General features: G+C 74.1%; 16 protein-coding genes and 2 tRNA genes. 7 read left to right on the top strand and 11 right to left on the bottom strand.

Translation table 11 applies throughout. The features are described from left to right. The first annotated feature begins 4 nt into the window (after positions 1-4). The 3 genes from ACY1JF_RS09235 (at position 5) to ACY1JF_RS09245 (ending at position 4002) form a co-directional block, all read left to right on the top strand. A complete protein-coding gene (locus ACY1JF_RS09235) occupies positions 5-508 on the top strand; it encodes a MarR family winged helix-turn-helix transcriptional regulator (protein WP_462704515.1) in 504 nt (167 codons plus the stop codon). An 85-nt stretch (positions 509-593) separates the two neighbouring features. Beyond that, a complete protein-coding gene (locus ACY1JF_RS09240) occupies positions 594-3062 on the top strand; it encodes an MFS transporter (RefSeq protein ID WP_462704516.1) in 2469 nt (822 codons plus the stop codon). Between the two features lie 118 nt (positions 3063-3180). Further along, positions 3181-4002: a YceI family protein gene (locus ACY1JF_RS09245; protein ID WP_462704517.1), complete on the top strand. Its 822-nt coding sequence runs from the start codon at positions 3181-3183 to the stop codon at positions 4000-4002. Here the strand turns inward: ACY1JF_RS09245 and ACY1JF_RS09250 are convergent. Both ACY1JF_RS09250 and ACY1JF_RS09255 read right to left on the bottom strand, forming a co-directional pair. Beyond that, positions 3985-4689 (bottom strand): GAF and ANTAR domain-containing protein, encoded by a 705-nt coding sequence (locus tag ACY1JF_RS09250; RefSeq protein WP_462704518.1) that lies wholly within the window; start codon positions 4687-4689, stop codon positions 3985-3987. The two genes, ACY1JF_RS09245 and ACY1JF_RS09250, sit on opposite strands and share 18 nt — an antisense overlap. A gap of 125 nt (positions 4690-4814) precedes the next feature. After that, entirely contained in the window at positions 4815-5522 is a 708-nt protein-coding gene (locus ACY1JF_RS09255) for a GAF and ANTAR domain-containing protein (protein WP_462704519.1), read from the bottom strand. A 264-nt stretch (positions 5523-5786) separates the two neighbouring features. Here ACY1JF_RS09255 and ACY1JF_RS09260 point away from each other — a divergent pair, with 264 nt between their 5' ends. Together ACY1JF_RS09260 and ACY1JF_RS09265 are read left to right on the top strand one after the other, a co-directional pair. Further along, entirely contained in the window at positions 5787-6158 is a 372-nt protein-coding gene (locus ACY1JF_RS09260) for an STAS domain-containing protein (RefSeq protein WP_462704520.1), read from the top strand. A gap of 10 nt (positions 6159-6168) precedes the next feature. Next, positions 6169-6639, top strand: a complete 471-nt coding sequence (locus tag ACY1JF_RS09265) for a PPOX class F420-dependent oxidoreductase (RefSeq protein ID WP_462704521.1) — start codon at positions 6169-6171, stop codon at positions 6637-6639. 39 nt (positions 6640-6678) lie between these two features. Here the strand turns inward: ACY1JF_RS09265 and ACY1JF_RS09270 are convergent, their stop codons facing one another. The 8 genes from ACY1JF_RS09270 to ACY1JF_RS09305 all read right to left on the bottom strand — a co-directional run bounded on the left by ACY1JF_RS09270 (position 6679) and on the right by ACY1JF_RS09305 (position 15234). Next, positions 6679-8874, bottom strand: a complete 2196-nt coding sequence (locus ACY1JF_RS09270; RefSeq protein WP_462704522.1) for an ArnT family glycosyltransferase — start codon at positions 8872-8874, stop codon at positions 6679-6681. Beyond that, complete coding sequence (locus ACY1JF_RS09275) at positions 8871-10475, bottom strand: bifunctional glycosyltransferase family 2/GtrA family protein (RefSeq protein WP_462704523.1); 1605 nt, start codon at positions 10473-10475, stop codon at positions 8871-8873. The genes ACY1JF_RS09270 and ACY1JF_RS09275 overlap by 4 nt, the downstream gene beginning before the upstream one ends. A 50-nt stretch (positions 10476-10525) precedes the next feature. Beyond that, positions 10526-12118, bottom strand: a complete 1593-nt coding sequence (locus ACY1JF_RS09280; protein ID WP_462704524.1) for a sensor histidine kinase — start codon at positions 12116-12118, stop codon at positions 10526-10528. Next, positions 12115-12855: a response regulator transcription factor gene (locus ACY1JF_RS09285; RefSeq protein WP_462704525.1), complete on the bottom strand. Its 741-nt coding sequence runs from the start codon at positions 12853-12855 to the stop codon at positions 12115-12117. The genes ACY1JF_RS09280 and ACY1JF_RS09285 overlap by 4 nt, the downstream gene beginning before the upstream one ends. 117 nt (positions 12856-12972) lie before the next feature. Then, positions 12973-14019: a DUF2797 domain-containing protein gene (locus tag ACY1JF_RS09290; protein WP_462704526.1), complete on the bottom strand. Its 1047-nt coding sequence runs from the start codon at positions 14017-14019 to the stop codon at positions 12973-12975. A 102-nt stretch (positions 14020-14121) separates the two neighbouring features. Next, positions 14122-14784, bottom strand: a complete 663-nt coding sequence (locus ACY1JF_RS09295) for a maltokinase N-terminal cap-like domain-containing protein (protein WP_462704527.1) — start codon at positions 14782-14784, stop codon at positions 14122-14124. Between the two features lie 71 nt (positions 14785-14855). Then, positions 14856-14928 (bottom strand) — tRNA-Arg (locus ACY1JF_RS09300). Positions 14929-15143: 215 nt separating this feature from the next. Then, positions 15144-15234: transfer RNA gene (locus ACY1JF_RS09305), tRNA-Ser, on the bottom strand. Between the two features lie 171 nt (positions 15235-15405). Here ACY1JF_RS09305 and ACY1JF_RS09310 point away from each other — a divergent pair. Together ACY1JF_RS09310 and ACY1JF_RS09315 are read left to right on the top strand one after the other, a co-directional pair. After that, positions 15406-15933, top strand: a complete 528-nt coding sequence (locus tag ACY1JF_RS09310) for an SSI family serine proteinase inhibitor (protein WP_462704528.1) — start codon at positions 15406-15408, stop codon at positions 15931-15933. 274 nt (positions 15934-16207) lie between these two features. Further along, positions 16208-20986 carry a PAS domain-containing protein gene (locus tag ACY1JF_RS09315; protein WP_462704529.1) on the top strand — a complete coding sequence of 1593 codons (4779 nt, stop codon included), beginning with the start codon at positions 16208-16210 and terminating at the stop codon, positions 20984-20986. Between the two features lie 91 nt (positions 20987-21077). Here the strand turns inward: ACY1JF_RS09315 and ACY1JF_RS09320 are convergent, their stop codons facing one another. Continuing rightward, positions 21078-22754, bottom strand: a complete 1677-nt coding sequence (locus tag ACY1JF_RS09320) for a long-chain fatty acid--CoA ligase (RefSeq protein ID WP_462704530.1) — start codon at positions 22752-22754, stop codon at positions 21078-21080. Positions 22755-22826 lie beyond the last annotated feature (72 nt).

Genomic DNA, 22826 nt, shown 5'->3' on the forward strand with positions numbered 1-22826 from the left:
GCAGATGGCCCAGAAGGCGCAGTACGAGGAACTGATCCGCCAGTTCAGCGCCTTCGGCGCCGTGAAACGGGAGCTGGGCCGCATCCTGCCGGCCGACTGCCCCGGAGGCTCCGCCGCCGTACTGACGTTGCTCGGCCGCCACGGCGACATGCGCATGAGCAAGCTCGCCGAGCTGCTCGCCGTGGACATGTCGGTGACCAGCCGCCATGTCGCCCACATCGCCGATCGGGGTTGGATCGAACGGTCCCCCGACCCGGCCGACAAGCGCTCGCGCATCCTGCGTCTGACGCCCGAGGGCCAGGCGCAGCTCGACGAGCTGTCCGAACGGACCACCCAGCTGCTCGCCCACCGGCTGAGCGACTGGACCGACGCCGAGGTCGGCCAGCTCGCGGGGCTCATGGCCCGGCTCAGGGCGAGTTTCGACGACTGCCGGTCGGCGGTGCCGCCGCGGCCCGCCGCGCCGTCCGCGGCCGAGCAGTCCACCCGTACACCCGCGATCACCACGTAAGCAAAGGAAGTCCATGGCAACGACCACACCAGCCGGTGTGCGGGCTCATGCCAAGCACGGGGGAGGCTCCGCCGAAGGCGCTCCTATGTCGCACCGGCAGATCATGGAGGCGCTGTCCGGGCTGCTGCTCGGCATGTTCGCCGCCATCCTGTCCTCGACCATCGTCACCAACGCCCTGCCCGAGATCATCGGGGACCTGGGCGGCGGCCAGAGCGCCTACACCTGGGTCGTCACCGCCTCGCTGCTGGCGATGACCGCCTCCACCCCCCTGTGGGGCAAGCTCGCGGACCTGGTCAGCAAGAAGGCCCTGGTCCAGATAGCCCTGCTCGTCTACGCCGCCGGATCGGTCGTCGCCGGTCTCTCGCAGAACCCGGCGATGCTGATCAGCGCGCGTGTCATCCAGGGCCTGGGCGCCGGCGGTCTGTCCGCCCTGGCCCAGATCATCATGGCCGCGATGATCTCCCCCCGCGAGCGCGGCCGTTACTCCGGCTACCTGGGCGCGACCTTCGCCGTCGCCACCGTCGGCGGTCCGCTGCTCGGCGGTGTCATCACCGACACCAGCTGGCTCGGCTGGCGCTACTGCCTCTACGTCGGTGTGCCCTTCGCGCTCATCGCGCTGTTCGTCCTGCAGAAGACGCTGAAGCTGCCGGTCGTCAAGCGCAAGGTCAAGGTCGACTGGGCCGGTGCCTTCTTCATCACCGCCGCCGTCTGCCTGCTGCTCATCTGGGTCACCTTCGCCGACGACAAGTACGACTGGATGTCGTGGCAGACCGGTGTCATGGTCGGCGGCTCGATCGTGCTGGCGCTGGTCTTCTGCCTGGTCGAGACCAAGGCCAGCGAGCCGATCATCCCGCTGCGCCTGTTCAGGAACCGCACCATCACGCTGGCGTCGATCGCCTCGCTGTTCGTCGGCATCGCGATGTTCGCGGGCACCGTCTACTTCAGCCAGTACTTCCAGCTGGCCCGGGACAAGTCCCCGACCATGTCGGGCGTCATGACCATCCCGATGATCGGCGGTCTGTTCGTCTCCTCCACGGTCTCCGGTCAGATCATCACCAAGACCGGCAAGTGGAAGGGCTGGCTGCTGGCCGGCGGCGTGCTGCTGACGGCCGGCCTCGGCCTGCTGGGCGGCATGCGGTACGACACCCCGTACTGGCACATCGCGATCTTCATGGCGCTGATGGGCCTCGGCGTCGGCATGATGATGCAGAACCTCGTGCTCTGCACCCAGAACCAGGTGGCCCCCGGCGACCTGGGCGCCGCGTCCTCCACCGTGACCTTCTTCCGGTCCCTGGGCGGCGCGGTCGGCGTCTCCGTGCTCGGCTCGGTCATGTCCACCCGGATCAGCCACTACGCCTCCGACACCATCGGGCAGCTCAGCCCGCAGGAGCAGGCGGCGGCCGCGAAGGCGGCCGGCGGCAGCTCGATCCCGGACATGGACCTGCTGCCCCCGGGCATCCGCGAGTGGCTGGAGAGCGCCTACGGGCACGGCATCGCCGACATCTTCCTGATCGTCGCGCCGATCGCCTTCCTCGCCTTCCTCGTGACGCTGTTCATCAAGGAGGTCCCGCTGCGCACCTCCGGCGCCCTGGCCCAGGCCGCCGAGGCGAACGGCCAGACCGCCGCCCCGGCGGCTTCGGCCCCCGCCCAGGCCGCCGCCCCGGCCGCCGAACCGGTCCCGGCCGGTGTGGCCGCCGCCTCGGTCTCCGAGCCCGGTGCGGCACGGACCCAGCGGCTCGCCGCGGTCGCCACGGCGGCCACCGCCTCCGGTGGCTCCCCGGCCCCCGCCTCCGGTGGCGTCCCGGTCCGCGGCTTCGTCCGCGGCGCCGAGAACACGCCCGTGGCGCAGGCCGCGGTCACGCTGATCTCGCTCGGCGGACGGCAGCTCGGCCGCTCGGTCGCGCAGGCCGACGGCTCCTACGCGGTGGACGCGCCGGGTGCCGGGTCCTACGTCCTGATCGCCTCCGCCGACGGCTACCAGCCGCAGGCGTCCACGATCGTGGTCAACGACGAGCCGGTCGCCCACGACGTGCTGCTCAGCGGCACCAGCGGCCTGACCGGTCTGGTGCGGGCCGCGGCGAACGGCGAGCCCGTCAAGGACGCGATGGTCATCGTGACCGACGTCCGCGGCGACCTGCTGGCCACCGCGGCCACCGGTGAGGGCGGCGACTTCGCCCTCGCCGAGCTGGTGCCGGGCACGGTGACCGTGGCGGTCAACGCCGCCGGGTTCCGGCCGCGCGCGCTGCCCGTCGAGGTCGGCGGCACCGGGGCCACCCGGGTCGAGGTCGACCTGGAGGCCGGCGCCCGCGTGCAGGGCACCGTCAAGGCGCCGCACGGCCCGCTGGCCGACGCCCGCGTCACGCTGGTCGACGCGGCCGGCAACGTGGTCGGCACCGCCACCACCGGGCCGGACGGGGCGTACGCCTTCACCGACCTGGACAGCGGCGAGTACACCGTCATCGCGACGGGTTACCCGCCGGTGGCCACCTCCCTGACCGTCAGCGGCCAGGGCGCGGACGGCCACGACATCGAACTCGCCCACCCCGGCGAGTAGCGAGACCCCGGCCCGTGGTGGTGTGCGCGCTCTGAGCGGAGGCGCGCTCACCGCCACGGGCCGGTTCTTTTTTGACCGCTTACCAGCATTTTCTACGCCTTTGCAGGGAGAAAACGGGATGGGACTGACCGCGAAGATCCGAACGCGGGACGGATGGGCCGTGTCGCACGCGGTCGTCACGGTGACCGACATGACCGGTGCGCAGGTGCTGCGCGCCGAGGCGGACGCCGAGGGGGCCGTACGCGACACCACCGAGCTGCGGCCGGGGGCGTACACCGTGATCGTCACCGCCGTCGGCTACGCGCCGGCCGCCTCCAGCGCGATCGTGACCGCGAGCGGCCGGGCCGAGGTCGGCACGGTGACGCTGGCCCGGCAGGGCGGCACCGAGCTGCCGCCGCCGGGACCGTGGACCATCGACCCGGTGCACTCCAGTGTCGCCGCGGTCGCCCAGCACCTGGGCATCTCCAGCGTGCACGGCCGGTTCACGGAGTTCGGCGGGCTGGTGGAGATCGCCCCGGACGACGTCACCAAGTCGCGGGTGGAGGCGGTCATCCGCGCCGCGTCCATCGACACCGGCAACGGCCTGCGGGACACCCACCTGAAGTCGGCGGACTTCCTGGACGCCGAACGGTTCCCGGAGATCACCTACCGCTCCACCGGCGTCACCGAGGCCGGGCGGGACCGCTGGACCGTCCACGGCGAGCTGGGCCTGCACGGCGTGGTCCGCCCGGTCGACCTGGACCTGTCCTACCTGGGCACCGGCGCCGACCCGTGGGGCGGCACCCGGGCGGCGTTCAAGGCCACCACGGAGCTGCGGCGCGAGGACTTCGCCATGAACTACAACCAGGTCCTCCAGGCCGGCATCGCCGCCATCGGCACCACGCTCCGGGTGGAGCTGGACATCCAGGCGGTCCAGGGCGACTCACTGCCGGCCGTCTGAGCGGGAGGCGCCGCCGACCCGGTCCACCAGGTCCTGGCACAGGTCCCGGAGCTTGACGTTGCGGTTCTGGGAGGCGCGGCGCAGCCGCTCCAGCGCGGCCCGGGCGTCGACCCGCTCCCGGGACATCAGGATGCCGATCGCCTGGTCGATGACGCTGCGGGAGAGCAGGGCGGTGCGCACGTCTGCGGCCGAGGAACGCTGCCGCTCTATGCGCAGCGCCGCGTCGACGGCACCGGCGGTCCGCTCCGCGAAGGCGCGGGCCGTCTCCCGTCCCTGGGCCAGCGAGCCCGGCCGCAGTCCGTAGAGGTTGAGGGCGGCACCCGTCTCGCCCTCCAGGAGGAGCGGCAGCGCCAGGACGCAGCGCACCCCGGTGGCGAGCGCGTACGCGGTGTAGGTCGGCCAGCGGGTCTCGGTGGCCAGGTCGGGGACGTAGCGCGGGCTCCCCGTCGCCGCGGCGTCCACACAGGGACCGGAGCCGTTCTCGTACTGCCTCAGGTCCAGGCCGGACGGCAGGCCCCGGCTGCCGGCCAGCGTCAGCAGCCGGTCGGCGCGGCGCACGGTGATGCTGCACGCGTCGGCGCCGGGCACCTCGCGCACCGCCCGGTCGGTCAGATCGCGCAGCAGGGTGTCGAGGCCCTGGCTGCGCACCAAAGCGTGGTCCAGCGTGTCGGGCGTCTCGGCGGTCATGACCGTACGGATATCCCGTCCCCGTCCGTTGACGCCTCGCCCCCCGTCCGCCGGCGCCCCGCCCGCCGTCCGGCCCGCTCGCCGCCCGGTCCGCCCGCCGCCTCCCGTCCGGGCCCGGGTGGGCCTCAGCGCTCGCCGGCGCCCCGGGCTCCGGGCACGTCGGGCGCGTCGACGATGCGGCGGGCGAGGTCGCGCAGCTTCACGTTCTCCCGCTGGGACGCCTTGACCAGGCTCTCGAAGGCACCGGCGGCGTCGGTCTCCATGCGTTCCATCAGGATGCCGGTGGCCTGGCCGATCAGGTCGCGGGTGCGCATCGCCTCGGTGAGCTGCTCGCGTTCGGTCGCCGAGTCCAGGGCCAGGCTGACGTGCGCGGTGAACAGGCGGCCGACGCGGGTGGCGTCGTCGTCGAAGGCGCGGGGGCGGCTGGCGTACGCCGTCAGCACGGTGAGACTGCGCCGGTCGGCGCGGAGCCGCAGCGACAGCGCGGAGCGCAGCCCGGCGTCGGACAGGGCGGTGTCGGGGGCCTCCGCCAGGCTGTCCGCCAGCCGGGCCACGGGCGCCGTCCACAGGCGGTCCAGGAGCGGATGCGGTTCCCGGCCGCAGGGGCGGGACTCCGCGGTGCGTACGGCCTCGTCGGTCCAGGCGAGCACGCGGCGCTGGTTGCCGCGCTCGACCACCGAGATGCCCGCCTGCTCGGCTCCGGGCACCAGGGTCACCGCCAGTTTGACCGCGGTGCGCAGGGTGCCGTGGGGAGTGACCGTCGCGTGCAGTTCCCGAGCCGCCGCGGTCAGGACCTCGGCCAGCTCGAAACCAGCAGCCGGAAAACGCGGCATATCGGTAAAATCGGGCGCAGTCACCACGAACCTCTTCGGCATGCACGGCCGTACGGCCGTGCGCAGGAGAGCTCCGCAGCACATTCCCGACTGCGAGCACAGGACGTACAGCACTCTAGCTGCTCGGTTGCGCGCCGGTGACGCCCGCCTGACGGTCCGCCCGGCCACCTTCCGCACCCTGGCCCCGGCATGGTGAAATGGGTGCCGGGTCAGGAAGCGGCCACCTCTTTCGGAAGCCGGACGGACGTCTGTCAGGTGAGTGACGTGTCTTTCCTCCCCCCACCCGGTGCGCCGTACGAGCCGCCGGGCTGCGCCGTGCTCGCGCTGCCCCCCGAGATCGACTTCTGCAACGCGCCGGGGCTGCTCCCCCTCGTCCTCGAAGCGGCCGGCGCCCGGGACGAACCGCTGCGGCTGCTCGTCCTGGACCTCACCGGGACCGTCTTCATGGACTCCCAGGGCGTCCGCCTCCTCGACGAGGTGCGCCACCGGCTGCCCGACGGGGTCCGGCTGCGGCTGGTCGCCGACCCGTACGGGGTGCCCAGCCGGGTCCTGGAGCTCTCCGGGCTGCGCCGGGACATCCCGGTCCACGACAGCCTCGCCGAGGCGCTGGGGAGTCAGCGCGGGGCGGCGGCCTAGGCTTGCGGGCATGGCACCGAACATCGCGACGAACACCCGCGTCTCCCTGGACGAGTTGCTCGACTTCGTCCGTCCCCGCCACCGGGCGCTGCTGCTGACCCGGCGGGCCGACGGCGGTCCCCAGGCCTCGCCGCTGACCTGCGGGGTCGACGACTCGGGCCGGATCGTGGTCTCCACGTACCCGGAACGGGCCAAGACCCGCAACGCCCGGCGCGACCCCCGGGTCAGCCTGGTCGTGCTCAGCGACGACTGGAACGGCCCCTGGGTGCAGGTCGACGGCACCGCTGAGGTCATCGACAGTCCGGACTCCGTGGAGCCGCTCGTCGAGTACTACCGCAACATCGCCGGCGAGCACCCCGACTGGGACGAGTACCGGGCGGCCATGCTCAAGCAAGGCAAGTCGATCATCCGGGTCACGCCGGAGAGGTGGGGGCCGGTGGCCACGGGCGGCTTCCCGGCGCGGCTGGTGGAGGAGGGCTGAGGCCCTGCTCCGGTCCGCCGCGCCGGGGCGCGGGCGCCGTCAGCTTCCGCCGGCCGGCCGGGTGAGGTCGTAGAAGGTGGCCGAACCGGCCGTCACCTGCTCGAAGTTCTCCTCGACCCAGGAGGAGATCTGCGCCGACGTACCGCTGTCGGAGCCGCCGGCGCCGCCGCCCATGCCGCCTGCGGTGCCGCTGGAGACGAAGTAGTGGATCTTTCCTTCCGCCACGTACTCCTTGAACTGGGCCAGGGTCGGTGAGGGGTCGGTGCCGTTGAAGCCGCCGACGGCCATCACCGGGGAACCGGTGGCGAGCTGGTAGCCGGCGGCGTTCTGGGCGCCGACCGCGGCCGCGACCCAGGTGTAGTCGTCGGCGTCGGCCTCCAGCAGTTCCTTGGCCTCGGAGTCGACGTCGGCGCCGTTGAGCAGGCCGCCCATGCCGCCGCCCGAGCCGCCGGGGCCGCCGGACTCGCCGGGCGTGCCGCCGCCGGGCATGCCGCCGCCCTGGGGCAGTTGGCCGCCGTTCTGGCCCTGGCCGGGGGTGCCGCCGCCGGGGAAGCCGCCGGTGCCGTTCCGCCCGCCCGGCCCTTGTCCCTGACCGGGCGTGCCGCCGCCCGGCATGCCGCCGCCACCCGGCGTACCACCGCCGCCCGGCATGCCGCCGCCCGGGCCGCCGCCGCCCATCATGCTCGCGCCGGACGGACCGGCCGTGACGATCGAGCCGGTGTGGCCCTCGGCGAGGGTGCTGAGCGTGTACGCCGTGGGACCGGCCAGCGAGGCCGCCAGCCCCAGCGCCGCCGCGGCGAGCGCGAGCCGCCGGGGGAGCCGGCCGGCGAAGACCAGACCGAGCGCGGCGGCCAGGCCGCCGACCAGCACCAGCCACTTCAGCCACGGGAGGTAGTCGGGCGTGCGGTTGAGGAGCACGTATCCCCAGGCCGCGGTCGCCGTGACGGCTCCGGCGAGGACGATCGACGCCCACGGCTCGCGCCGCCTCTCCCACAGGGCCGCGGCGCCGATGCCGACCACGGCGGCCAGGTAGGGGGCGAGGGCGATCGTGTAGTACTGGTGGAAGATGCCGGCCATGTAGCTGAAGACGGCCATGGTCGTCACCAGCGAGCCGCCCCAGGCCAGCAGTGCGCCGCGGGCCGCGTCGGCGCGGGGGGCCCTGCGGGTGAGGACCAGGCCCGCGACCAGCAGGATCAGGGCCGCCGGGAGCAGCCAGGAGATCTGGCCGCCGATCTCGGAGTTGAACATCCGGTCCCAGCCGGTCTCGCCCCACTGCCCGGTGCCGCCCGCGCCGCCGCCTCCGCCGCCGACGCTGCCGGTCTCCTCGCCGTTGAGGCGGCCCAGACCGTTGTAGCCGAAGGTCAGCTCCAGGAAGCTGTTGTCCTGCGAGCCGCCGATGTACGGCCGCGAGGACGCCGGCCACAGCTCGACGATCGCGACCCACCAGCCGCCGGTGACGGCCATCGCGACGGCGGCGAGGCCCAGTTGGGCGAACCGCCTGCCCACCCTCACCGGCGCGCAGACCGCGTACACCACGGCCAGCGGCGGCAGGATCAGGAACGCCTGCAGCGTCTTGGCGAGGAACGCGAGACCGACCGCCGCCCCGGCCCACAGCAGCCACTTGGTACGGCCGTCCTCCAGGGCGCGGGTGACGAAGTACACGGTGAGCGCCATCAGCAGCGCCAGCATCGCGTCGGGGTTGTTGAAGCGGAACATCAGCGCCGCGACCGGGGTGAGCGCGAGCACGGCCCCCGCGATCAGACCGGCGGCGGGACCGGACCGGCGCCGTACGCCCGCGTACACGACGGCGACCGTGCCGACGCCCATGAGCACCTGCGGGGTCAGGATCGCCCACGAGTTGAGCCCGAAGATCCGGACCGACAGCTCCATCGGCCACATGAACGCCGAGGGCTTGTCGACGGTGATGGCGTTCGCGGCGTCCAGCGAGCCGAAGAAGAAGGCCTTCCAGGACTGGCTGCCCGCCTGCACGGCCGCCGAGTAGAAGGAGTTGGCGTAGCCGGAGGCGCTCAGGTTCCAGAGGTAGAGCACCGCGGTGACCAGCAGCAGACCGAGGAAGGCCGGGCGTGCCCAGCGCGGGTCCTCGGGCCGGCCGCGCCACAGCCCGCGGACCGAGGGACGCTTCGGCGCCGGCTCGGGGGGCGCGGTCGGGGGCGGGTCCCAGGTGGCGGGGCCGGCGCCGCCCTGTCCGGCCGTCGCGTCGTGGTGCGTGGTCATCGCGGGTCCCTCGGGTCGGTGTCGGCCGGGCTCACCGGCTCGATTCGCGTCGTCGCGTCCTGGTGGGCCTGGAACTGTGCCGTGGGGTGCTGCGTGGTGAGGTGCTGCGTGGTGAGGTGCTGCGTCGTCGCGTGCGATGCCGCCGGGACCGGGGCCGGGGCCGTGGGCCGGTGCGGGAGCGGAGGGTGGCCGTACGTGTGGGGACCGTACGCGTTGGAACCGTACGGGTGGGGACCGTACGGGTCGGCACCGTACGCGTTGGGCCCGTACGGATTGGGCCCGTACGGATTGGCGCCGTACCGGCCGGTGCCGTCGGCGACCGGCGGGCGGACGGCCGCTCCGGCCGGCGGCACCGGGTCCTCACGGCGGTCCGGGAAGACCCACGCCCGGAAGAGCAGGAACCGCAGCACCGTGGCCGCGAGGTTGGCGGCGATGAGCACCGCCAGCTCGGTGGAGTGCGCCGCGCCGTCCGTGGCCGCGTTCAGCGCGGCGAGCGAACCGCTGGTGAGGACCAGGCCGATGCCGAAGACGACCAGCCCCTGCGCCTGGTGCCGGACGGCACCGCTGCGGCCGCGCACCCCGAAGGTGAGCCTGCGGTTGGCGGCGGTGTTGGCGACCGCCGAGACCAGCAGGGCGAGGGCGTTGGCGATCTGCGAGCCGCAGAAGGTCCGGAAGCCGCTGTAGAGCAGCAGGTAGAAGAGGGTGGACAGGGCGCCGACGACGCAGAACCCCACGAGCTGCCGGGTCAGCCCGCGGGGCACGTCCTCGATGTCCCGGTCACGCGGGTCGTCCCCGAACGGCCGGGCCAGCCGGTCCAGCGGCAGCGAACCGGTGGCCAGCGCCTTGCCGACCCGCCAGACGCCCTTGAGGTCGTCGGTCGCCGTCTTGACGATGTGCACGGTGGAGTCGGGGTCGTCGACCCAGTCGACGGGGACCTCGTGGATGCGCAGCCCCGCCCGCTCGGCGAGCACCAGCATCTCGGTGTCGAAGAACCAGCCGGTGTCCTCCACCAGCGGCAGCAGCACCTGGGCGACATCCCGGCGGATGGCCTTGAACCCGCACTGGGCGTCGGAGAAGCGGGCCTGGAGCGAACCGCGCAGGATGAGGTTGTAGGAGCGGGAGATGAACTCCCGCTTGGCGCCGCGCACCACCCGGGAGGAACGGGCCAGCCGGGAGCCGATCGCCAGGTCCGAGTGGCCGGAGATCAGCGGGGCGACCAGCGGCAGCAGCGCGTTGAGGTCGGTGGACAGGTCGACGTCCATGTAGGCGAGGACCGGGGCGTCGGACGCCGACCAGACGGTCCGCAGGGCCCGGCCGCGGCCCTTCTGCTCCAGCCGGAACGACCGCACCTCGGCCAGCTCCGCCGCCAGCCCCGCGGCCACCCGCGGGGTGGTGTCCGTGGACGCGTTGTCGGCGATCGTGATGCGGAAGGCGTACGGGAAGGTGCGCGCCAGGTGCTCGTGCAGCCTGCGCACGCACGGCTGGAGGTCCTTCTCCTCGTTGTAGACGGGAATCACTACGTCCAGGACAGGCGTACCGGCCCCCACGGCCGGGAGGTGCTCCCGCGCCGGCAGGGTGCCCGGAGAAGAGTCGGTTCGCATGGAACCGACTCTTCTCAACCGCCCTGTCGCACCGGTGTGCTGGCGCTGTGTCACACCTGTGAGTACGATGCCCAGTTTGTCCGGGGGTCGGGTCCGGCGTCCAGGGCGGTGTCGGGGGCGGGAAGCGCGGGCAGATAGACGGTGAACACCGTCCGCCCGGGCACGCTGTCCACGGTCACCGCGCCGCCGTGCGCGGTCGACACGGCCTGCACGATGGCCAGGCCCAGACCCGTCGAACCGGTCGACCGGGAGCGGGCGGAGTCGCCGCGCGCGAACCGCTCGAAGACGTGCGGCAGCAGCTCGGGCGGGATGCCCTGCCCGTTGTCCTCGACGTCCAGGCACAGCCAGGGCCCCTGCCGGCGCACCCGGGCGGTGACCGTCGTACCGGGCGGGGTGTGGTTGCGGGCGTTGCCGAGCAGGTTGACCAGCACCTGCTGGAGCCGGGCGGCGTCCGCCGAGACCAGGGCCGGTTCGTCGGGCAGTTCGAGGCGCCAGTTGTGGTCCATGCCGGCCGCGCGGGCGTCGCTGACGGTGTCCACGACGAGGGGGGCGAGGTCGGTCTGCTCGAACTGCAGGGGCCGTCCGGCGTCCAGCCGGGCCAGCAGCAGGAGGTCCTCGACGAGCAGGGTCATCCGTCCGGCCTCGGACTCGATCCGGCCGAGCGCGTGCCGGGTGTCGGGGCCGACCTGTTCGCGTCCCCGGCGGGTGAGTTCGGCGTACCCGCGGATGGAGGCGAGCGGGGTGCGCAGCTCATGGCTGGCGTCCGCGACGAACTGCCGCACCCGCGTCTCGCTCTCCTGGCGGGCGTGCAGCGCGCCGTGCACGTGGTCGAGCATCCGGTTGAGCGCGGCACCGACCCGGCCGACCTCGCTGTGCGGGTCGCACTCGGACTCCGGGACCCGTTCGTTGAGGTTGACCTCGCCGGTGTGCAGGGGGAGTTCGGAGACGCGCTTGGCGGTGGCGGCGACCTTGCGCAGGGGGCGGGTGGCGACACCGACGATGATCAGACCGGCGAGCGACGCGGCGATCAGACCGGCCGCGGTGACGCTCACCTCGACGATGATCAGCGTGTTGATGGTGTTGTCGACGTCGGCGGTCGGGATGCCGACGTAGTACGCGCCGTCGGGACCCGACTTGTAGGTGACCCGGTACTCACCGAGGCCGGGGATCTCCACGGTGTGCTTGTTGCCGTCCTGGGCGACCGAGGCGAGCGCGGCGATCTGCGCGCTCTCCAGCGACGTGCCGTTCAGCGACAGGTCCTCGTCGGACTTCTTGCCGTACGCGGCCTCCGTGATCTCGCCGTCGACGACCTCGCCCGCGATGGTGCCGGAGGGCTGCGGGCCTTCGGAGACGAACACGGTGACGTCGGACTGCTCCTCGGGCTTCTGGACGCCGACGCCGCCGCCCTTGCCCCCGTCCTTCCCGGCGCCCGGCGGCGTGAAGTCGCCGGAGGCGCGCATGGCGACCTCACTGAGCTGTCCGTCCAGCTGCTCGTACAGGTGCGACCGCAGCGCCAGCGTGGTCACACTGCCGATCACCGCGCACACGACCGCGATCAGCACCACCGACGCGACGACGAGCCGCGTCCGCAGGGTGCGCGGACGCGGGCGACGCGGGCGCCGGCGCGGTCGCCGGCCCGTCATGACGCCGCGGGCTTGATCAGGTAACCGGCGCCGCGCCGCGTGTGGATCATCGGCTCGCGGCCGGCGTCGATCTTGCGCCGCAGGTAGGAGATGTACAGCTCGACGACGTTGGCCTGGCCGCCGAAGTCGTAGGACCACACCCGGTCCAGGATCTGCGCCTTGCTGAGCACGCGCCGCGGGTTGCGCATGAGGAAGCGCAGCAGCTCGAACTCGGTGGCGGTGAGGTGGATGCTGTCCCCGCCCCGCGTCACCTCGTGGCTGTCCTCGTCCAGGGTGAGGTCACCGACCACGAGCACGGAGTCCGACCGGCGGTCGGCCGCGCCGGAGCGCCGGATCAGCCCGCGCAGCCGCGCCACGACCTCCTCCAGGCTGAACGGCTTGGTGACGTAATCGTCCCCGCCGGCCGTCAGTCCGGCGATACGGTCCTCGACCGCGTCCTTGGCGGTCAGGAACAGCACCGGCACGTCGGGCAGCTCGCGCCGCAGCCGGCCGAGCACGCTCAGCCCGTCCATGTCCGGCAGCATCATGTCCAGCACCACAGCGTCGGGGCGGAACTCGCGCGCGATCTGGATCGCGCCCTGTCCGTCTCCCGCGCTGCGGATCTGCCAGCCCTCGTAACGCAGGGCCATGGACAACAGTTCGGTGATCGACAGCTCGTCGTCCACCACAAGCACTCGGACGGGGCTCCCGTCCGGCCTCAGCAGTTCGGTGCGCCCCTGGGGCGAGGTCGTGGTCATGCTTCACACCATGTCGGGGCCCTCTGAGAACACGCTTTCCCCAACCTGTGATTTCCCTGAGAAACACAGGTACCTCTCAGGAAGCCCCGGCCGCTCCCGGCACCCGGGTCAGACGGGTCAGAACAGCCCGTCCTGCCGCGCCCCGCCCGCCACCGCCCGCGAGGACGGCAGCGCCCGCAGCGCCCGCACCGGCACGTCGAACCGCTCGTCGCCGGCGGCCGGCTCCAGCCCCCAGCCGGTCATCAGCCGGGTGTCCAGTACGACGGTCCCGCGCTCCGTCGCCAGATGCAGATCCGGCCCGGCGGCCGCCACCAGCTCACCGCTGACCACCCCTCCCCCGACCAGCTCGGTCACCTCCCCCAGGACCCCGGCGCCGCCCCCTCCCGCACCGACCGCCCCTGCCCCGGCCCCCGCACCGGACGCCCCCGCCCCGGCCGTCGCACCGACCGTCCCTGCCCCAGCCACCGCACCGACCGCCACACCGGACGTGTTCACCGCGGCCGCCTCCCCGGACGCCTCCGCCAGCCCGAACACCCGGACATGATCCACAGCCCGGAACGGCTCCGGCGTCAGCGACTCGGGCCACCCGCCCAGCCCCAGCGCCCGCCCGTGCAGCTCCTCGATCTCCGCCGCGCGCTCCGCCTCCGTCCCCGGCAGCGTCATCCGCACGGCGCGCTTGTGGGCGTACGGAATCCGGTCGGGCACCCGCAGGGCCGCCCGCAGCAGCTCCTCGCTGCGCCGGGCGGCCATCAGCGGACCGCTGCCCAGCCAGCTGAAGCAGACCGCCCCCTGCTCCAGCAGCCGGGCCGGTCCGCGCTCCAGCGCGGTGATCCCCACCTTGACGAGCCCCGGCCCGAACCACGCCAGGTACACCCGGTACGGACGCGGGTCGTCCGCGACCGTGTCGGCGGCCACGGAGTGCGCCCGGTCCAGCCGCGCGCACTCCCCGCACCGGCCTCCCGTGCTCCGCCCCGGCACGGCCGCCCCCAGCGGGCAGGCGTTCCCCCGCGCCCCGCCACACGTCCGCCCGCCCCCTTCCCCTTCCGCGACCCTGAAGGCCACCCGTTTCCCCCAGGTCAGCGCGGTGCGCCGCCCGCCGTCCCAGCCCAGCACGGGCCCCCGCGCCGACCACCGCAGCCCCGTGCACCGCCACATCCGTGCCATCTCTGACGAGAGTAGGGGGCACCACTGACAACGCCGCCGGCCCCGGACTCCGGCTCCGGCTCCGGCTCCGGCTCCGGCTCCGGGGATGGTCCAGGGGCGGATCTAGCCGCGCGGGCCGGTGCGCAGGACCGCGAACAGCCCCCGCGCTCGCGTGCCGTCCGGCAGTCGCCAGGAGCCGGCGACATGACCGGCCGCGTCCGCGGGGCGGAGGGCCGCGTCGTCCTGGACGGGGCGCGGCACCCGGTGGAGGCGCAGGGTCGTGCCGGACGGTCCGGACAGCTCGGTGCCCTCCTGGTCGTCGACGACGGCGGTGAAGTCCGCGGGAACGGGGCCCGCGCCCGCGTAGGAGCGGATGACCTCCGGGTCGGGGGTGTCGCTGACGTTCTGGTCCTGGGCCCGGACCCGGCCCTCGATCAGCGCCGTCAACTGAGCCGCCAGCACCGGATCGTGGCAGCCGTCGTAGACCCAGCGGCGCCCCAGCACCCCGTGCTCCGCCGTGCCGACGAGGGCGTGTTCCGCCCCGTCGAGCGGGGCGCCGCGATAGGTGAGCGGCACCAGGTAGGTGACCGGGCCGGCCCCGGAGGCCCCGGTGACCACCATGAACTCGATCCCGACCGCGCCCTCCGGGTCGTCCAGCCGGAAACCGCCGGCCTTGGCCAGCCCCGGTCCGCCCGCGCCACCGCGGTACCAGGGGCGGGAAGGCAGCCAGGAACCGAGCAGTTCCAGCTTGGTCGGCTTGAGGACGGTGCGGTGAATGACGGCCATGCCCGGATTCCCTTCCGTGGAACGCACGCCAGGGGCCCCGCGGACTGATCCGCGGGGCCCCTGATCTGCTGTGCACTCGGCAGGATTCGAACCTGCAACCTTCTGATCCGTAGTCAGATGCTCTATCCGTTAAGCTACGAGTGCTTGTCTCACTGCTGTTCTGTTGTCGTCTCCGCTTTCGTCCTTCCGGCCCGCTCGCGGCGACAGGAAGAACATTACATGACTGCCGCCGTCATGTGAAATCCATTCCCCCCACCCCTTGTGACCTGCACAAACACCCCTCCGCACCCTCGATGCTCCCTTCGGGGGGGGCATACGACGAAGCCCCGGCCGCGGGGCCGGGGCTTCGTGTTCCTGTGCGGAGGCGGAGGGATTTGAACCCTCGATGGGCTTTAAGGCCCAAACCGCATTAGCAGTGCGGCGCCATAGACCGGACTAGGCGACGCCTCCAGACATCACACCCTCTCGCGTGAACGCGAGTGGTGCTTGCCGATGATGACACAGCCGAGCGCGGTGTCACCAATCGGCTCCCACGGTACTAGGCGGGTGGCCCGCAGGGCAAAGCCCTTGCCGTCGGCAGGGCGAGCGCAACATCCGGCGGGTTGACGCGTTGGACAGGCCATGTACCAGGTCACCCGCTTCCTGGGCGCCGCCGCTCTCTGCGCCGCCGCCCTCGTGTCCGTGTCCGCCGCGCCCACCACCGCGGCCACCGCCCCGGCCGCCCCGGCCGCCGGCGCCACCTCCGCCTCCCCCGCCCTCCCCGCCACCCCCGCCGACCGCTTCGTCCCGCCGCCGGTCCGGGACGAGGACCGCGCCCATCACCTGACCGTCACCGTCCGGGGCGCGGGCGAGGGCAAGGACGGTACGTACGAGCTGTACTGCCGGCCGAGCCGCGGCAGCCACCCCGACCCGGCCGGCGCCTGCGCCGCCGTGGACCGGAGCACCCGGGCCGGCCAGGACGCCTTCGCCCCGGCCCCCGAGGGCGGCGTCTGCACCATGCAGTACGGCGGCCCGGCCACCGCCCACGTCACCGGCACCTGGGCCGGACACCGCGTCGACGCCACCTACGACCGGCGCGACGGCTGCCGGATCGCCCGCTGGAACCGGCTGGTCCCGCTCCTGCCCGACCTGGGGCCGGCCGCCTCCTGACGCCGCCCGCCGAAGGCGCTCCGGACACGCCCCGGAGCGCCGGGACAGGCCGGGGACAGGGAACGGAACGGTTCCGCGAAGGTCTCGCAAAGGTCCCGCGACGTCAGGGCGTACGGACACGCGTTCCACGTCACTTCCCCGTGCGACGTCCCCGCCATCCGGCGCCGCACGCACGACCCCAGCCCTTAGACTCCCTCGGGTGACACGTCGCGGGCCGGTTGGCAAGATGGCCCGAACGGTCGGCAAGGTGCGGTAACAGGGAGGAAGGCGTCTCGTGAGCGGCAGGCCATCCCGGGGCGCTGCTCGCCTCGCAGCCATACTGGACGCGCTGCCGGACGCGTTGGTCCTGGTCAACGCCAACGGAACCGTCGTCAACGCGAACACCATCGCGCTGGAGGCCTTCGAGGCGCCCGGCACCGCGCTGGTCGGACGCGGGCTGCTGGACCTGCTCCCGGAATTCGACTCCAAGCTCATCCCCGGCTCCATGCGGCGCCCCGACCACGTCGACCCCCGGGCGCGCACCAAGCCGACCCGCATGGTGGCGCGGCGGACGGACGGCTCCGAGTTCCCCGTCGAGGTCGCCAGCGCCAACCTCGACTCCGGCCAGCAGGCCTACGACGCCTACGGCTATCCCGGCGACGAACTGCTGATGCTCGTCGTCCGCGACCTGTCCGGCACCGTCGACACCGAGGCCGAGCTGGCCCGTTCGCAGCGGCAGACCGAGATGATCCTGCGGGCCGCGTCCGAGGGCGTCGTCGGCACGGACACCGACGGGCGGATCGTCCTCGTCAACCCGGCCGCCGCCCAGACCCTCGGCTACCGCGCCAGCGACCTCGGCGGACGCGAGCTGCACACCCTCGTCCTGCACTCCCGCCCCGACGGCTCCCCCTTCCCGTACGCCGAGTCGCCGCTCGCCGACACCCTGCGCTCGGGGCGCAAGCACCGGGTGCGCGGGCAGGTGGTGTTCACCAAGAGCGGCGACCCGCTGCCGGTCGACCTGACCACCGCCCCCGTCCGCGACGGCGACCAGCTCGTCGGCGCCGTGATGACCTTCACCGACCGCCGGCCCCTCGACGCGCTGGTGAAGGAGAAGGAGGAGGCGGACCGGCGTCACGCCGAGGAGCTGGAGCGGCTCACCGCGGAGCACGCCTCCGAGCTGACCGCGCTGCGCCAGCGGCACGTGGCCGAGCTGGAGGAGCTGACCGAGAAGCACGAGGAGGAGCTGGCCGCGAACGAGGAGCGGTACGCCGCCCTCGGCGAACGCGAGAAGGACCGCTACGAGGCCCTCTCCGCCCGGCACGAACAGCTGCTGACGCTGCTCGGCACGTCGCTGCGCGGCCCGCTGGAGGAGCTGCGGCGGGAGCTGGGCGCCCTCGCCTCCGACGACGCCGGTCAGCTGTGGCCCGAGGCCAACCAGGTGCTGCACCACCTCGCGGCGGGCTACTCCCGGATCACCACCCTCATCGACAACGTGCTGGGGTACCAGCGGCTCGACGCCGAGGGCGGCGCGGGCGGGGTGACCCGTACGAAGGTCATGCTCGACGCGGTCGTCGCGGCCGGGGTCGACGGGGCCGTGGAGCTGGTCGGGCCGGGGCGGGTGCAGTTCGCCGTGCACGCGCCGCCCATCGAGGCCGAGGTCGACGCCCGGCTGCTGGCCACCGCGCTCGCCCACCTCGTCGCCGACGTGGCCGGGGTCGACGCGACCGGCAACGCGCCCGTCTCGGCGGGCGGTTACATGGACAACACGGTCGTGGTGGCCGCCGCCCAGCGCGGCGAGGTCGTCCGCATCGAGGTGCGCGGGCCGTACGCCGGCGGGGACCCGGTGCACGAGCCGATCGTCCGCGGGATCGTGCGGGCGCACGGCGGCGTGCTCCAGACGCACGAGGTGCCGGGGATGAGCGGCAGCGCGTACGTCCTCGAAGTGCCGATCGGCGCCGGGGCGGGGGCCGTCCCGGCCGCCGCCCCGGCTCCCGGCGGGGTCGTCGCGGTGCCGGAGTCCGGGCCACAACCCGCTCCGGAAGCAGCGTCGCGGGCAGTACCGGAGGCGGCGCGGGAGCCGGTGCAGGACGGTCCGGTCCCCGGGCCGGAGGGGACCGCGCCCGGCGAGCAGGGAGCCGGAGCCGGTGGTGGCGGCGGGCGGCGGCGGGCCCGGCGGGCCTCGGTCGACGCCTTCCTGGAGAGCGAGGCCGGGGACCCCGCCGACAGCGGCGGGACGGAAGCCGGTACGCCGACCGGCCGGCGCAGGCGCCGCGCGGCTCCGGAGCCCGGGGCGGAACCGGCGCGGGCATCCGTGCCGCTCCCGGCCCCGGCGCAGGCCGAGGGCTCCGGTGGCACCGGGCGGCGGCGCGGGCGGCCCGCCGAGGACGCGGGCGGCGGCCCGGCCGCCCTGGAGGCGGCCGCCGGGCTCCCCGGGATCTCCGAGGGCGCCGTCGTCACCGCGGCCGAGCACGCCGCCGGGACCGCGGCCACGGGCAACAACCTGGGCGGGACGGTTCCGCCGCACGGGGTTCCCGCGCCGGCGCAGGGGGTTCCCGGCCCCGAGGGGTCCGGCCGGCGTGCCCTGGGCGCCGACGGTGAACAGCACGCGCTGCCGCCGGCGCTTCCCGCGCAGGGCGGCGAGGCAGCCCCGCGGGCCGAGGCGGACCAGCCGACCGGACGGCGGCGCCGGGCCCTGGCCTCGGCGGCCGAGCGCGCCGTCGCGCAGGAGGCGGGTCCCCGGCAGGTCTTCGCCCTGCCGCCGGCCGAGGCCGACCGCCCGGCGGCGCCGGGGGGCGAACAGGCCACGGCCTCCGGGGCGGCGGGGGTTGCGGGGGCGCCGGGAGTTCATGGGGTCCAGGGGGCCCAGGGGGTCCAGGGGGCTGACGGGACCGGGCAGGCTTCGGCGCCGGGCGCGGGTGCGGGTCAGGTGCCGGGACCAGTGCCGGTGCCGGGTCAAGCATCGGCGCCGGTCGCGGGCCAGGTGTCGGTGCCGGGTGCCGGTCAGGTGCCGGTACCGGCCACGGGTCAAGTGCCGGGTCAAGTGCCGGTGCCGGCCGCGGGCCAGGTGCCGGTGCCGGCCGCGGGCCAGGTGCCGGTGCCGGCCGCGGGTCAGGTGCCGGTGCCGGGTGCCGGTCAGGTCCCGGTACAGGTCCAGGTGCCCGGGCAGACGACGGTCCCGGCCCAGAACCCCGTACCGGCTGCGGGCCAGTCCCCGGTGCCCGCTCCAGGACAGCCACCGGCTCCGGCTCCGGCCCAGCCGCCCGTCACGGCCGCGGGCGGCCAGATCCCGGTCCAGGTGCCCGGGCAGATGCCAGGTCAGGTTCCGGCCCCGGCCCCCGTACCGCCTCCGGGCCAGGCGGCCCCCGTACCGGCCCCGGGCCAGACCGCCGTACCCGTACCCGCTCCCGCCCATGTCCACGCCCCCGTCGCTCCTCCTCCCGGCCCCGCTGACGTACCGGCGGACGGTGGGCGGCACGACGCCGTTCCGCGGGACCAGGGCGAGGACCACACCCCGCCGCAGCCGCACCCCACCAGCGCGCCGACGGGCCGTCGTCGCCGGGCGGTCGGCACGCCGGCGGAGCCGTCGGACACGGCGGAGGCCGGGGTGGACGTGGCCGGGGCGCAGCCCGGGGCCGGTCAGCCTCTGCCCCAGCCGCGCCACCAGTCCCGGGCGTCCGCACCGTCCCCCGCGCCCGCTCAGGCGCAGGCGCACGTACCGGCGCAGGCGCACGCCCGGCCGCAGGTCCCGCAGCAGGACGGTGCCGGCCGGCCGCAGCCGTGGCCCGCCGCCGGCGACACGTCCGGCGCCGGTCTCCCCGTACCGCCCCGGGCACCCGCCCCGAACGCCGCCGAGTCCTCCGCCACCTCCGGGCGGGGCACCCCGCTGCCGCCGGAGAACGCCCCCCGGGCGGCGCAGCCGCTGCCCGCCGAGGCCGCCGTCCCGGTCGATCCGGACTCGACGCAGGGCCGGGCGATCAGCGTGCGGACGCTGGGGCAGGGGGTGCCGTTCAACCGGCAGGCGGCCCAGGCGCAGCAGCCGACGGCCACGCCCGCCCCGCACCACCCGAGCGGTTCCGGCCGCCGCCGCAAGCTCGGTACGCCGCCCGATCCGGCCGCCACCCGTCCGGAGCAGGGGACGCAGGCGGCGGGGGCCGCCCGGCCGCATCCGCAGGCCGGGCAGCAGCCGCCCAGGATCGGGCAGCCGACCGAGGGCACCGGACGGTCGTACGCCATAGGAGCACCGGACAAGAACGCCGCCGAGGGGCCCGAACCGCTGGACGGGCCAGGTGGCGCCGTGGAGGTGGCGGACCCGCCGCGTCCACAGCCGATGGACGACGAGCTGCCGCCGGAGCCGCTGGACAACCCGCGTCGGCTGCTGGTGTGGCCCGCGCCGGACGTCAGTACGCAGCAGGCGCTGAGCGACCGGGGCTACCGGCCGGTCATCGTGCACTCGCGCGAGGAGGTCGACGCGCAGATCGCCGCCTTCCCCGCGGCCCTGTTCGTGGACCCGCTGACCGGGCCGATCACCCGGACCGCCCTGCAGTCGCTGCGGCAGGCGGCCGTCGCGGCCGAGGTGCCGGTGATGGTCACGGCCGGACTGGGACAGGCGTCGCGGGACGCCGCCTACGGGGCCGACCCCGCCGTACTCCTCAAGGCGCTGGCCCCCCGGGACAGTGAGCAGCATCCGCCGCGGGTGCTGCTGATCGAGGAGCACGCGGAGATCGCGCTGGCGCTGACGGCGACGCTGGAGCGGCGCGGGATGCAGGTGGCGCGGGCGGCGAGCGACGCGGACGCGGTGACGCTGGCGGGACAGTTCCGGCCGAACCTGGTCGTGATGGACCTGATGCGGACGCGGCGGGAGCCGGGTGCCGGGTTCGCCGGGATCATCGACTGGCTGCGGGCGAACGGGCAGCTCAACCGCACCCCGCTCGTCGTCTACACCGCCGCCGTCGACCAGGCCGACCTGCCGCGGCTGGCCTCGGGCGAGACGGTGCTGTTCCTGGCGGAGCGGTCCACCAGCCCCGAGGTGCAGGCTCGGATCGTGGAGCTGCTCGCCCGGATCGGGACCAATTAGCGCCCCCGACGGCGATGATCCCGCGCGCCGCCTCCTTGAGGGAGGCGGCGCGCGGGCGGTCGGCCCACGGACGTCACAGGCGGGGGCGGAGTCACAGGCGGGTGACGGACAGCTCCCCGGCGGCGTACCGGCGGCGCAGCACCTTCTTGTCGAACTTGCCGACGCTCGTCTTCGGCACCGCCTCGATGACCGTCCAGCGCTCCGGGAGCTGCCACTTGGCGATGCCCCGCTCGTCGGCGAGGAAGGCGCGCAGCGCCTCGAAGCCGACCGTGGCCCCCTCCCGCAGGACGACGGTGGCCAGCGGGCGCTCGCCCCACTTGTCGTCGGGTACGGCGACGACGGCGGCCTCGGCGACATCGGGGTGGGCCATGAGCGCGTTCTCCAGCTCGACGGACGAGATCCACTCACCGCCGGACTTGATGACGTCCTTGGCCCGGTCGGTGAGGGTGAGGTAGCCGTCCGGGGAGATGGTCCCGACGTCGCCCGTCTTCAGCCAGCCGTCCTCGCTGAACTTGTCGGCGGGGCGCAGTGGTTCGGCGGCCGGTCCGCCGTAGTAGGCACCGGCGATCCACGGTCCCCGGACCTCCAGCTCGCCGGCCGACTCGCCGTCCCAGGGCAGGCGCTCGCCGCCCGGCCCGGTGAGGCGGGCCTCGACGCCGGCCGCGAACCGGCCCTGGGTGAGGCGGTAGCCGAACTCCTCCTCCGTGCCGACCGCGTGGGCCGGCGGCCGGGCCACCGTGCCCAGCGGGGAGGTCTCGGTCATGCCCCAGGCGTGGCAGACCCGCATGCCCAGCGCGTCGAACGCCTCCATCAGCGACGGCGGACACGCGGACCCGCCGATGGTCACCTGGGTGAGCGACGAGACGTCCCGGGGCCGGGCGGTCAGCTCGGCGAGCAGGCCCTGCCAGATGGTGGGGACGGCGGCGGCGTGCGTCGGCCGCTCGGCCTCGATCATCCGGGCGAGCGGCGCGGGCTGGAGGAAGCGGTCCGGCATCAGCATGTTGATGCCGGTCATGAAGGTGGCGTGCGGCAGCCCCCACGCGTTCACGTGGAACTGCGGTACGACCACCAGTGAGGTGTCCTGGTCGGTCAGGCCCATCGACTGGGCCATGTTGACCTGCATGGAGTGCAGGTAGACGCTGCGGTGGCTGTAGACCACGCCCTTGGGGTCGCCGGTCGTGCCGGAGGTGTAGCACATGGCCGCCGCCGCGCGTTCGTCCAGCTCCGGCCAGTCGTAGGCGGCCGGCTTCCCGGCGATCAGCTCCTCGTACTCGTGGACCTGGGCGGACGCCCCTGCGAGCGGGGTCCGGTCACCGGCTCCGGAGACGATGACGTGCTCCACCGTCTTCAGGTGGGGCAGCAGCGGGGCGAGCAGGGGGATCAACGAGCCGTTGGCGATCACGACACGGTCGGCCGCGTGGTTCACGATCCAGGCGAGCTGCTCGGGCGGGAGGCGGAGGTTGAGGGTGTGCAGGACCGCGCCCATGGAGGGGATCGCGAAGTACGCCTCGACGTGTTCGGAGTTGTTCCACATGAACGTCGCGACACGGTCGTCGTCGCCGATCCCCAGGTCGTCGCGCAGGGCGTGCGCCAGCTGGGCGGCACGGGTGCCGATCTCGGCGTAGGAGCGGCGGTGCGGCTCCCCCTCACCGGTCCAGGTGGTCACCCGAGAGGTGCCGTGGACCGTCGACCCGTGGGTCAGGATCCTGGAAACGAGCAGCGGTACGTCCTGCATCGTGCTCAGCACGGTGACCTCCCGGGGCGACATTGCCTACGCGGCGGTAAGGGTTGCGCCGATTCTGCGCACGTACCACGCGGTATGTCACTAGGTACCGGTGAT

This window comes from Streptomyces sp. SYSU D01066-1, from assembly GCF_054956795.1.